Source organism: Microbacterium sp. ZXT2-5 (genome assembly GCF_055329545.1).
Genome location: NZ_JBUZWD010000001.1, coordinates 2,055,590 through 2,067,411, shown reverse-complemented (window position 1 = coordinate 2,067,411; position 11,822 = coordinate 2,055,590). Strand labels below are relative to the sequence as shown.

The window sequence follows — 11,822 nt, the reverse complement described above, 5'->3', positions numbered from 1 at the left end:
GTGGGGCAGCTCGAAGGCAAGACCGCACTGATCACCGGCGCGGCGCTCGGCATCGGCCTCGCCGTCGCGACCCGGTTCGCCCGTGAGGGCGCGCGGGTCGTCCTCGCCGATCGCAACGGCGACGGGGCCGCGGCCGCGGCCGCCGAGATCGGCGAGCACGCCCGAGCGGTCACGATGGACATCTCGGACGAGGATGCCGTCGCCGCGGCGTTCGCCGAGGTCGAGGCGGCCGGCTGGGCGCCCGACGTCGTCGTGGCCAACGCCGGCGTGCAGCTGTTCGGGCAGGACGCGCAGGCGGCCGAGCTCGACCTGGACGTGTGGCGCCGCACGATCGACATCAACCTGACCGGGACGTTCCTGACGGTCAAGCACGCGGTGCGCTCGATGCTGCCGCGCGGCGGCGGGTCGATCATCCTGACCGGGAGCCCCACCGGCGTGAACGGCGAGGGCAAGGACTTCACCGCCTACAGCGCGTCGAAGGCGGGCATCCACGGCCTGGGCCGCACGGTCGCCGCCGCGTACGCCGACCGCGGCATCCGCGTGAACACGGTGCAGCCGGCGTACACCGAGACGCCGCTGGTCGCCGCCATCAGCGAGGACCCCGCGTCGCGGGCGGCGATCATCGGCCGCATCCCGCTCGGCCGGGCCGGCACGCCCGACGACGTCGCGGGCATCATGGTGTACCTCGCGAGCGACGACGGCGCGTTCGCCACGGGTGCGCTCTTCTCCGTCGACGGCGGGATGACCACGATCTGACCCGCGGAAGCGGGATCGCGACGAAGATGGGGCGCATGGCAGACGTGTGGAAGGGTGAGCCGGCACGGTCATGGCGGAGCGGCCGGTGGTCGCTGGAGCTGCGCGACGACGAGTTCGCCGACATCGCCTGCGACGGCGTCGTGGTGCTGCGGTCGGTGCGCGCAGTCGTCCGGGACCGCAACTGGGACACCGCGGGGCTCGTCGTCGACCGCGTCGACGAGTCCGGCATCGCCCTCACGCTGCACGTGCACTCGGAGGGGCTCGGGTCCGACCTGCGCGGCATCGTGCGGGCCGAGATCCGCGGACCGGGCAGGCTGCGGCTGCTGACGGACCTGGAGTCGGCTACCGCCTTCGCCACGAACCGCACCGGACTGGTGGTGCTGCACCCACCGGGGCTGGCCGGCGCCGCGCTCGAGGTGCGCCACTCCGGGGGGACGGTGGAGCACTCCCGCTACCCCGTCGCCATCAGCCCGCACCAGCCGGCGTTCGACATCGCGGGGCTGGCGTGGTCGCACGAGGGCCTCGACGTCGACCTGCGATTCGCCGGCGACGTGTTCGAGATGGAGGATCAGCGCAACTGGACGGATGCCTCGTACAAGACGTACAGCCGTCCGCTCGCGCTCCCCTTCCCCTACGAACTGGCCGCCGGCGAGCGGATCGTCCAGACCGTCGACGTCTCGGTGTCGGGGACGCCCACCGCCGGGGCCGGTGACGAGGTCGCCCGCATCCGCCTGGAGGACGGCCCGGCGATGCCCGCCATCGCGGTGTCCGCCGCCACGGCGCCCGACCCGGCGCCGTCCGGGCTTGCGGTGTCGCCCGACGCCGCGCCGTCCGGGCCGGACGGCTCGCCGGGGGCCGGCGCGTGGCCCGCCGCGGTGCTGGTGGAGCTCGACCTCGCCACCCGAACCTGGCAGGCCGCGCTCGGCCGGGCCGCGGCATCCGCTCTCCCCCTCGATGTGCGGTTCGTGCTCGCCGAGGACGACCCGACCAGCATCGACGAGGCCGTCTTCGCGCTGCACGACCTGCCGGTGGCACGTGTCACCGCGTTCTGGCCCACCGGGCCCGCCCGGCACGTCTCGGACCTCGAGGCGATCGGGCTGCTGCGCCACGCCCTCACCGAGGCCGGCGTGGATGCGCCGATCGTCGGCGGGGTCCGCTCGCACTTCACCGAGCTCAATCGCGAGCACCACCGCCTGCCGAGGCGGCTGGACGGCGTCGTGTTCAGCAGCACCCCGCTCTTCCACAGCCTGAGCACGGCCCAGCTGGTGGAGTCCGTGCCGATGCAGCGGCTCGTGGCGACCCAGGCCGTCGAGCTGGCGGGCGGACCGCCGGTGCACATCGGGCCGATCTCGCTGCGCCCGCACTTCAACGACGTCGCCACGACGCCCCCGCCGACACCCGAGCACGACGACCTGCGCGACGGCTACGGCTCGGCGCTGATCGACGCGGCGGACCCGCGGCAGTCCGCCCCGGAGCTCGCCGCGTGGACGGTGGCCAGCGCCGCCGCCCTCGCCGTCCCTGGCGTGGCGACGCTCGCGTACTTCGAGGAGTGGGGGCCGCGCGGCGTCCGCACGGCCGACGGCACCGCGCTCCCCGCGTTCGCCGCGGTCTCGGCGCTCGCCGCACTGGCGGGGACGCCCGGGCTGCGCGGCGACTCCCCCGACGGCCTCGTCTGGGCCCTCGGCGCCCGCACCGGCGCCGGCGGCGCGGAGGCGGGCGGCGCGGCGGGCCGCGACGGCGTCACCGTCCTCGTCGCCAACCTCGACGATCGTCCGCGACGGGTCGAGGTGACTCTCCCCGACGGCGCGACCCGCACCGCCGACGTCCCTCCCACGTCCTTCCTCACGCTCTGACTCCGCCGGCCCCACCGCCCGCCCCCGGCCCCCGATCCCTGCTGTTCACGATGAGGGTCAACGCCAGTCCACCTCGACGCCGCCGGCCTCGTACGTCGCGACGGGGTGCGCGAACGGCAGCGGTGAGAGCTGCTCGGCGTGCACCAGACGGATGCCGGGGGCCGCGGCGAGCAGCTGTCCGACGGCCTCGCGGATCTCGAGGCGCGCGAGCTGCTGGCCGACGCAGCCATGCGGTCCGTGACCGAAGCCGAGATGGCCGAAGGCGTCGCGGGTGACGTCGAACCTGTCGGGATCGTCGTACTGCCGCTCGTCGTGGTTCGCGGCCACGGGCGAGACGGCCACGGTGGTGCCGGCGGGGATGACGACGCCGTGCAGCTCGACGTCCTCCCGCGCGGTGCGAGGGAACAGCGTGACGAACATCGCCCCGACCCGCATGAACTCCTCGATCGCGCCCGGCAGCGTCGAAGGATCGTCCCGCAGGACGGCGAGCTGGTCGGGGTGCGTGAGCAGCGCCACCATCGCCGTGGAGATGAGGTACGCCACCGAATCACGGCCGGAGGTCATCAGCACGAGCAGGATGCCCTCGACCTCGGCGCGCGTCCACTCACCCTGCAGCAGGTGGGTGATGACGTCATCGCCCGGCGCGCGCTCCCTCGCGGCGAGGACGTCGCGGATGTAGTCGAACTTCTCCTGCGTCGTCGATGTGCCGGTCACGAACAGCTCGCCGAACCGCGGCGTCAACGCGTCGGGCACGCCCAGCACCAGGCAGTGCGTGCGCATCGAGATCGGCGTCGCGTAGTCGGCGAAGAGGTCGGCGGGCTGCTCCCGGGCGAGGAAGTCGGCGAGCTGCGAGGCCACGATCCCGGCCACCGCCTCCTCGCGGGCCCGGACGGCGCGCATCGAGAACTGCGACAGGATCGCCCTCCGCATGCGGAGGTGCTGCTCGCCGTCGAGCGCGAGCAGGTTCGAGGCGGCGAGCGCGGCGCGCCCGGCCTCGTCCAGATCGTCGAGCTCCGTCCCCTCCTGGGGCCCAGGAAAGCGGTGGACCGCGACGGTGAACCGCGGATCCGCCAGCACGTCGCGCGCGAGCGCATGCCGGGTGACGATGAGCCCGTCGGGCCCGTCGGGGTAGCGCAGCGGCGTCGCCGGCGCCTCGTCGCGCCACAGCGCCAGCGCCGGCGACGGCGCGAGAGGCGTGCCGTCGGTCGGCAGGACACGCTCCGGGTAGGGGCATCCGGTCATACGAGACTCCCTTCGGCGCGGAGGAGGTCGGCCCGGGCGACCCGGAACTCGCGCGCCATGTTCCATCCGACGAGCGCCTCCACGCGTTCCTCGCGCCGCGCGGCGAGGACGAAGCGGTCGCCGTCGGCGGCGCCCGCGATCACGCGCAGCTCGGCGTCGGGCCGCACCCGGCCGTGGACGAGGATCCGCGTGCCGAACAGCGTCGTCCAGAAGAACGGCTCGATGGGCGGGGATGCCTCACCCGTCGCGATACGACGGGCCACCGCCTGCGCCTGCAGGATCGCCGTCTGCTGGTGCTCCGTGCGCCGGGGACGCCCGTCCGCCGGATCGGTCCAGGCCGCGACGTCCCCGACCGCGTGGATGCCGTCGGCCGCGCGGCCGTTCGCATCGCAGACCACCCCGTCGGCGACCTCGAGTCCGGAGCCGCGCAGCCACTCGACCGACGGCGCGCAGCCGACGGAGCTCACGACCGTCGACGCGCCGGCGATCGTGCCGTCGGCGAGGTGCACTCCGGCGCCATCCACGGCGACGACGTGCGCACGCGTGCGCAGCTCGACCCCGTTCTCGCACAGCAGACCGGCGATGCGCGCCGACAGGCGCGGGCCGAGGGCGCCCAGCGAGACCCCCTCGCCGCGGGCGAGGAGGGTCACCGCACACCCCGCGGTGCGCGCCGCGGCGGCCAGCTCGCAGCCGAGCACGCCCGCCCCGACGATGGCGATCCGGTCGCCGCGCACGAGCCGCTCGCGCAGATGGTGCGCGTCCTCGATCGTCCGCAGCGTCTGCGACCCGGGAAACGGATGCCGCGCCGCCGCGCCGGTGGCGATCACCAGCTCGTCGTACCCGACCCGTTCGCGACCGACCGCGACCTCGCGTCGCCGCGGGTCCAGCCCCGTGGCGGCGCGGCCGAGGCGCAAGGTCGCGTCGAGCCCCGCCAGCTCGGCGCGGCCGCGAAGGGGTGAGGCATCCCACTCTCCCGAGAGGACCTGCTTCGACAGCGCCGGCCGGCTGTACGGCGCGTGGCGTTCGGCGCCGAGGAGCGTGATGCGCCCGTCGAACCCCTCGGCACGCAGGCTCTCGGCGGTCGTCAACCCCGCGAGTGAGGCGCCGACGATCAGCACATGCGTCATCGGTCCGTCACGCGGATCGCCCGCGCGGGGCAGAGCGACGCCGCGCGCAGCGCCGCGGCGACGTCGTCGTCCGCGGTCGGGTCGGGGTCGAGCACGACGACGATCCCGTCATCGTCCTGATCGAAGAGCGTGCCCGCCACGAGCGCGCACTGGCCTGCACCCACACAGGCGGTGGTGTCGGCGAAGATCGTCATGAGAGCAATATCCGCCGATTCTGCGTCGTATTCCACGTGTATGTTGACGACATGTCGGAGGATGTTGACGGTCATGCCTGACGCCCGCGTCCGCGGACGCCACGCGACGCTCGAACAGCACGGCGTCGCGGCCGAGAGGTTCACGGACTTCATCAGCCCCACGCTCGACCTGCACGGGGTGGACGTGGTCCTGCTCACCTTCGTGCTGCGCGGCACCGGTCGACACGTCCTGGACGAGACCGAGTACGCCATCACGGGCCCGTCGTTCGCGGTCACGCGCACCGGCGAGCGTCACGGTCTCATCACCGACGGCGATGCACTCGAGGTCGTGAACGTCTACCTCGACGTCGACGCGCATCCGGTCAAGCCGCTCGCGCCGCCGCTGGACCGCGCGCTGGCCGCCCTCCTGCCGCTCGGCGACGCGCCCCGGGTGCGGCTCCCCCAGGTCGCGATCGACGACGTCGCCCCGACGCGCGCACTGCTCGAGCTGCTGGAACGCGAGACCCTCCATCCGGGCCCGGGGACGGGCGACACCGTCGCCGCCCTGCGGCGGGCGCTGCTGGTCGAGTGCGCGCGTGCGATCACGGACCACGGCTTCCTCCCCGCCCGCAGCTCCCGCCGCCGCACGGACGTCGCCGTCGAGGAGGTGCGTGCGCACCTCGATCGCTCGTTCACCGAGAGCCAGAGCCTCGCCGACCTGGCGGCACGGGTCCACCTGGAGCGGACCTATCTCTCGCGCGCCTTCGCGGAGTCGACCGGGGAGACCATCTCCGAGTACATCGCACGCCTGCGGATCGGCTACGCGGCCACCCTGCTGCGCACGACCGACCGCAGCATCGCCGACATCGGCACCACCGCGGGCTTCCGCGACCTCTCCCACTTCGGCCGCACGTTCAAGCGCCTGCGCGGCGTCTCCCCCCGCGACTACCGGCGCACCCCCTGACCCCACGTCCCTGCGTTCAACCGATTCACGAGGCGGACGGGGACGGCGGGCTCGCCGCGACGGAGGGCGCCTCGCGCCAGACCCGCACGTCCCACGGCGCGAGGTCGACCTCGGTGCCCGCCGGGTGAAGGACGTCGTCGAGGACGGATGCCGCGTCCGCCGCGACCCGCACCGTGCGGGCGTGAGGCGACCAGTTGTGCACCACCCACACGCGACCCTGCGCACCCGTGAGCGAGTGCGCGGTGACCGACGCCGGCCGCGCGGTGAGGATCGCGGAGCCCGCGCGCTCCGGCCGACCGGGCGCCGCATCGCCCGGGAGCTCCGGCCGACCGGGCGCCGCGTCGCCCGCGGAGCCGCGGGCGGCGGCATCCGTCATCACGTCCGCCAGCGTCGCCCGGTCGAGCAGCGTGCCGACGACCGTGATCGCGCCCGCACCGACCTCGTGGCGCGTGACGGCGGCCCATCGGCCGAACAGCGGATGCCGGTACGCGAGGACGACATCGGCGCCGTCGGGCTCGAGCCCGTCGACCCACCCGTGCGCGGTGCCGACCACCACGCCGTCGCGCTGCACCTCGATCGGCTCGGCGAGCGCCGCGAACTCCCGGTAGCCGACCCCGGCCGCCGGCCCGACGATCGCGGGGGCCCGCACGGGTCGCATGCGGCCTTCGTCGTCGCCGTACCCGGTGCGGGGGCCGATCACCAGCCGGCCGCCGAGGCGGGCGTACTCGACGAGCGTCTCGAGCGTCGGATCGGATGCCGCGACCAGGCCCGCGACGACGAGCACCGGGTACCGCCGCACGAGCTCCGCCGGGTCGGGCAGCTGCCGGTCGTTGACGAACCCCACCTGCAGCCCGGCATCGACCGCCGCGCGTCCGAACGCGCCCACGATGCGCGCGTACGATCCCCGGTCTGCATCGGCGCCGTGCGCGAGCGGCGGCTCGAACGTCATCATCCACTCGCTGTCGTGCGCGTACACCAGGCCGACGTCGGCGTCGGGTTCGGCATCCGCCAGCCAGGGCGCCGCCGCCCCGAACTGCCGGCCGATCGCGGCGATCTCGGCGTGGATCCGCCCTGGTTCGAGGTCGTGGCCGAGGATGCCGCCCCAGTGCACCTCGGCGCCGGAGTGCAGCGTGTGCCAGTGCCAGTACGACACGAGCCGCGCGCCGCGGGCGACGAGCAGCCACGCCGCCTGGGCGAGCTGCCCGTCGTACGGCGGGCGGGTGAGCCACGCGGGGCCGATCGAGGCAGCGCCCGTCTCGGTGACGAGGAACGGACCCTGGCGGGACGCCCGCATGCGGTCGGCCATGAGCACGAGCTGCGGCACGTCGTCGGCGTACCACTGACCGCCCGCGCCGTCACGCTCCAGGTCCATCGCGTCCTGCGCGAGGTAGTACGCGTTGCCGCTGGCGATGTCCAGCCGCGCGCCGACGGCGACGTCGTCCATCGCCGGACGCTGGTAGGCGATGCAGGTGGTGAGGAACGTGTCGTCGCCTACGAGCGGGCGGACGAGGTCGGCCTGCCAGCCGATGAAGTCGGCGGTGAGCTCGGCCTGGAAGCGCCGCCAGGCGAGGTCGTAGGCGGGGGTGGTGTTGCCCGACGGCGCCCACAGCTCGTCCCACTCGGCGATGCGATGCGACCAGTACGTCAGCCCCCACGCGTGGTTGAGCGTCCCGACATCGCCGTAGCGCTCGGCGACCCAGTCGCGGAAGCGCCCGACGACCTGGTCGTTGTGGATCAGATGGAGGCCCGCCTCGTTGTCGAGCTGCACACCGATGACCGCCGGGTGCCGGCCGTGCCTGCCGATCACGGCGCGGATGACGCGCTCCGCGTAGCCGCGGAACAGCTGGGACGTGTAATCCACCTCCTGCCGGCCGCCCCACGGCACGGAGCCGCCGTCCTTGCGCACCACCGCGAGCTCGGGGTGTGCGCGCGCGAGCCACGGCGGCACGGCGTAGGTGGGGGTGCCGAGGATGACGTCGATCCCGTGCGCGTGCGCCGCGTCGAGCACGGGCGTCAGCCACTCGAGGTCGAACTCCCCGTCGCGCGGCTCCCACGTCGACCACACCGACTCTCCGACGCGGATGCAGGTGATCCCGGCATCCGTCATCAGCCGAAGGTCGGTCTCGAGCCGCGACGGGTCGGGCAGGTACTCGTTGTAGTACGCCGTCCCCAGGCGCGGGCCGCCGCGCCAGGCTTTCAGGCGATCGGATGCCGCGACCACGCGTCAGTCCGTCACGCGCGTGATGCGCAGGGCCAGCGCCTCGCCCTCGGGCAGCTCGACCGGTGCGGACGCCCGGGCGTAGGCGTCGTTGCGCTGCACGTCGTCGAGCGTGAACCGGCGGCCGACGGGGGTGATCGTCATGTTCCAGGTGTCGATCACGTCGACCTCGAACACGTCGCCCTCCTCCGGTCGCTCGCCCGGCACGCCGATGGGCAGCCGGAAGTCCCACGTCGCCGGCGCCGACGGGCCGAGGTACTGGACGTAGAGACGGCGCGGGATGCCGGCCACGTACGCAGGGTCGTCCCACTTGTCGATCGGGTCCAGGCCGGGGCCGTCGACCTCTTCGAGGATGCCGCGGAGGAAGGCCAGCCGCGGCGGCGAGTCGCCCTTGAGCGGGCCGCCCTCGACCATATGGAGGCTGCCGGACTCGGTGACGAAGCTCTCGCCGTGGGAGGCGTACGTTCCCGCGACGGTGGCGATCCAGAACTGGTGCACGAGCTGCTCGGCGTCGAGGTGACCCCAGCGGTCGGGGATGTCGCCCTCGTACTTGATCTCGTCGAGCACGACGGGCTTGCCGTAGACGTCGCGGTAGAGGTTGGCGCGGCCGAAGTCGGTGGTGACCGACCCGTTCTGTATCGACGCGTGGGTGACCCAGGGCTGGTTGTTGTCGTACAGCTCGATCCAGTTGTGGATCGAGCGGAGGTGGTCGTAGGGGTCGATCTCGGCCAGCAGCGCGCCGGTGCGGTCCCAGCGGTCGGCGGGTCGCTCGAGCTGGTCGAACTCGTTGCACAGCGACCACCAGACGTGCGGGTGGGCGGCCAGTCGCGCGACGAGGTAGCGGAGGTAGACGGCATCCTCCTCCTCCGTCAGCTCGTTCAGCCCGAACTGGCCGCGGTCGTACGCGTTGTAGACGAGGACGTCGGCCTGGATGCCGCGCTCCCCCAGCACCTCGACGGCCCGGTCGAGTCGCTGGAAGAACTCGGGCACCGGGCGGGTGACGTCCCAGCGTCCGTCCGTCTTCTCGAACGGCATGAGGGCCGGGGTGTGCTCGATGTAGCCGCCGCCCTGCGGGAAGACCATGAACCGGAACTTGTTGAACCCCGCCTCGGCGATCGCGTCGACGGTCGAGGAGAACAGCGGCTCGTCCTGGTGCAGCCAGTTGTACGCGGTCGCGCCGACCGGGCGGAACGGCGTGCCGTCGGCGTGCGCGAAGTGGAACCGGTGGGAGACGCGGACGGGCCCGTGATCACCGCCGGCGACGATGTCGAAGGCCCCCGAGCGCCCGGCCAATGCCGCATCGTCGGAATCGGTCGACCACGTCCACTCGCCGACGAGGTCGGGGGCGAACCGGGCGCGGTAGGTCGTGCCGCCGTCCCAGAACCCGGCAACGACGCGCTCCTGCCCGGTCGGCCCATGCTGGGCGCGCAGCGTCAGCGGCGTGCGGTCGGCGGGGATGACGCCGGCGCCCTCGAACGTCAGCTCGATCGGTCGGTACAGCTCATTCGGCTGCGGGTGGGACACGGGTTTCTCCTTCGATGTCGTATCCGTGGGCGGTTCGGTTCAGGCCGGGACCCGGCGCGAGCTCTCGCGCACGATGAGCTCCGGCTCGTAGATGCGCTGGACGACCGTGCCGTGCTCGATCGCCTCGAAGAGCAGATCGACGGCAGTCGCGCCGAAGTCGGCGTGCTGGGCGCGGACGCTCGTGAGGGGGATGAGGGATGCCTCGGCGAACTCGTTGTCGTCGTACCCGACGACCGCGATGTCGCGGGGCACCGAGACGCCGCCGGCGATGAGCGCCTGCAGCACGCCGAGGGCGAGCAGGTCGTTGGCGGCGAACACGCCGTCGGGCCGGTCGGCCGCGGGGCGTGCCGCCAGCGCTGCGCCGACCGCGCGGCCAGCGGCGATCGATCGCTCCGCCACCTCTTCGACGTCGATGACGCCCGAGGTCCCCGCCACCGCCTGGCGCGCGCCGTCGAGCCGATCCGCGACCTGCTGGACCGGCAGCGGGCCGCCGACGAACGCGATGCGGCGGCATCCGCCGGCCAGCAGATGCGCGGCGGCCTGCCGGCCCCCGGAGACGTCGTCGATCGAGATCGAGGGCTGCCGCTCGTCGCGCGCGCGACGGCCGACGAGCACCGACGGGGTGCCGCGCTCGCGCATGGCGGCGAGCCGGTTCTCGATCGGCTCGAACGACGACACCAGCAGCCCCCGCACCTGCCGCTGCTCGAACGCCTCGAGGTACGCGTCCTCCCGCTCGCGGTCGCCGTGGGAGTGCGCGAAGAAGACGGTGAGGCCGAGCCGCTCGGCGCGGTACTCCACCTCCTGCGCGATCTCGCTGAAGCGGGGGTTGCTGACGTCGGGCGAGAGGTAGCCGATGAGGGTGCTGACGCCGAGCCGCAGCTGCCGTCCTGCGCTGGACGGGACGAAGCCGAGCTCGTCGATCGCCTCGGCGATGCGCCGCGCCCGTTCCGCCGACACGCGGTCGGGGTGGTTGAGGTACGCCGAGACCGTGCCGACCGCGACGCCGGCGCGGGCGGCCACCTGGCGGATGCCGGGCCGATGCCCGGGCCGGTCCTCCGTCGCCGACATGTCAGCGCCAGTCGTGCTCGGCGGCGAATCCGAGGCGCTCGCGGATCTTGCGCGTCGACATGAGCGACTCGAACTCGCCGAGGTCGTCGGCCACCGGCGTGCCGGGGAACCAGCGCGCGGCGACCTCGCGCGACGGCGCCGCGTTGCCTGATTCCGGGGCGGCCACGTTGTACACCTCGAAGCCCGGCTGCGCCGCGGCCAGGGCGAGCGAGACGGCCAGCGCGCCGTCGCGCGCGTCCACCCACGACCCGACGAGGTCGCGGCGGTAGTGCGGCTCCGCGGCGCGCTGGAAGGTGGCGTACTCGTCCGGGGCGACGACATTGGTGAAGCGCAGCGCGGTGACCGACGACCCGGGTGCCCAGCGCACCAGCTGCGCGGCGATCGCCTCCTCGGCCACCTTGCCGAGTCCGTACGTGTTGTTCGCGCTGGTGTACGTCTCGTCGACCGGGAGCGACGGCGGGGCCTCGTCGAACGGGAAGCCCATCGCCGTGATGCTCGAGGCCAGCACGATCGTGCGGATCCCCGCGCGGTGCGCGGCGAACAGCGCGTTGAACGACACCGTGACGTTGTTGTGGAAGGTCGCGGCATCCGGAACCAGGCCGTTCACCGGGATCGCCGCGAGATGCACGAGGGCGTCCAGTCCGTCGTGGCGCGCGGTCACCGAGAGGAACGCGTCGAGCGTCTGCCCGAAGTCGGTGAGGTCGACCCGCGTGAAGCCCGGCCCGGGCGTTCCGGCGAGGTCGAATCCCATGACGTCATGGCCGTCGGCACGCAGTCGCTCGACCGTGGCGCGCCCGAGCTTGCCGCCGCTGCCGGTCACACCGATGCGCATGCCGTACCTCCTCGTCCGGGCACCGGGAACGCAGCTTGAAACGTTTCGAAATCGGTGCGACACTC

Annotated in this window: 10 protein-coding genes; 3 read left to right on the top strand and 7 right to left on the bottom strand. The window is 73.5% G+C overall.

Translation table 11 applies throughout. The features are described from left to right. Nucleotides 1-756 carry an SDR family NAD(P)-dependent oxidoreductase gene (locus ACZBH1_RS09020; protein ID WP_336394497.1) on the top strand — a complete coding sequence of 252 codons (756 nt, stop codon included), beginning with the start codon at nucleotides 1-3 and terminating at the stop codon, nucleotides 754-756. Nucleotides 757-791: 35 nt separating this feature from the next. After that, nucleotides 792-2,609, top strand: coding sequence for a D-apionate lactonase family protein (locus tag ACZBH1_RS09015; protein ID WP_378882884.1), 1,818 nt, complete (start codon nucleotides 792-794; stop codon nucleotides 2,607-2,609). Between the two features lie 57 nt (nucleotides 2,610-2,666). Here ACZBH1_RS09015 and ACZBH1_RS09010 read toward each other — a convergent pair whose 3' ends face one another. From ACZBH1_RS09010 to ACZBH1_RS09000, 3 genes are read right to left on the bottom strand one after another with little or no spacing between them, the layout of a single operon-like run. Further along, nucleotides 2,667-3,851 carry a cytochrome P450 gene (locus tag ACZBH1_RS09010; RefSeq protein WP_463646184.1) on the bottom strand — a complete coding sequence of 395 codons (1,185 nt, stop codon included), beginning with the start codon at nucleotides 3,849-3,851 and terminating at the stop codon, nucleotides 2,667-2,669. Beyond that, nucleotides 3,848-4,978 (bottom strand): NAD(P)/FAD-dependent oxidoreductase, encoded by a 1,131-nt coding sequence (locus ACZBH1_RS09005; protein ID WP_378882890.1) that lies wholly within the window; start codon nucleotides 4,976-4,978, stop codon nucleotides 3,848-3,850. Before ACZBH1_RS09005 ends, ACZBH1_RS09010 begins: the two co-directional genes overlap by 4 nt. Further along, on the bottom strand, nucleotides 4,975-5,247 hold the full coding sequence (locus ACZBH1_RS09000; RefSeq protein WP_336394493.1) for a ferredoxin: 273 nt from the start codon (nucleotides 5,245-5,247) through the stop codon (nucleotides 4,975-4,977). Before ACZBH1_RS09000 ends, ACZBH1_RS09005 begins: the two co-directional genes overlap by 4 nt. On the opposite strand from ACZBH1_RS09000, the gene ACZBH1_RS08995 reads away from it, so the two are divergent. Next, on the top strand, nucleotides 5,246-6,115 hold the full coding sequence (locus ACZBH1_RS08995) for a helix-turn-helix transcriptional regulator (protein ID WP_463646183.1): 870 nt from the start codon (nucleotides 5,246-5,248) through the stop codon (nucleotides 6,113-6,115). The two genes, ACZBH1_RS09000 and ACZBH1_RS08995, sit on opposite strands and share 2 nt — an antisense overlap. A 25-nt stretch (nucleotides 6,116-6,140) precedes the next feature. On the opposite strand, the gene ACZBH1_RS08990 is transcribed toward ACZBH1_RS08995, so the two are convergent. From ACZBH1_RS08990 to ACZBH1_RS08975, 4 genes are read right to left on the bottom strand one after another with little or no spacing between them, the layout of a single operon-like run. Next, nucleotides 6,141-8,336 carry a beta-galactosidase gene (locus ACZBH1_RS08990; RefSeq protein ID WP_378882896.1) on the bottom strand — a complete coding sequence of 732 codons (2,196 nt, stop codon included), beginning with the start codon at nucleotides 8,334-8,336 and terminating at the stop codon, nucleotides 6,141-6,143. Between the two features lie 3 nt (nucleotides 8,337-8,339). After that, nucleotides 8,340-9,857, bottom strand: coding sequence for an apiosidase-like domain-containing protein (locus tag ACZBH1_RS08985; protein ID WP_463646182.1), 1,518 nt, complete (start codon nucleotides 9,855-9,857; stop codon nucleotides 8,340-8,342). 39 nt (nucleotides 9,858-9,896) lie between these two features. Continuing rightward, nucleotides 9,897-10,925, bottom strand: coding sequence for a LacI family DNA-binding transcriptional regulator (locus ACZBH1_RS08980; protein WP_463646181.1), 1,029 nt, complete (start codon nucleotides 10,923-10,925; stop codon nucleotides 9,897-9,899). Nucleotide 10,926: 1 nt separating this feature from the next. Then, the gene (locus ACZBH1_RS08975) at nucleotides 10,927-11,757 is read right to left on the bottom strand and encodes an NAD-dependent epimerase/dehydratase family protein (RefSeq protein WP_336394488.1); all 831 of its coding nucleotides are present in this window, start codon (nucleotides 11,755-11,757) and stop codon (nucleotides 10,927-10,929) included. Nucleotides 11,758-11,822: the final 65 nt, after the last annotated feature.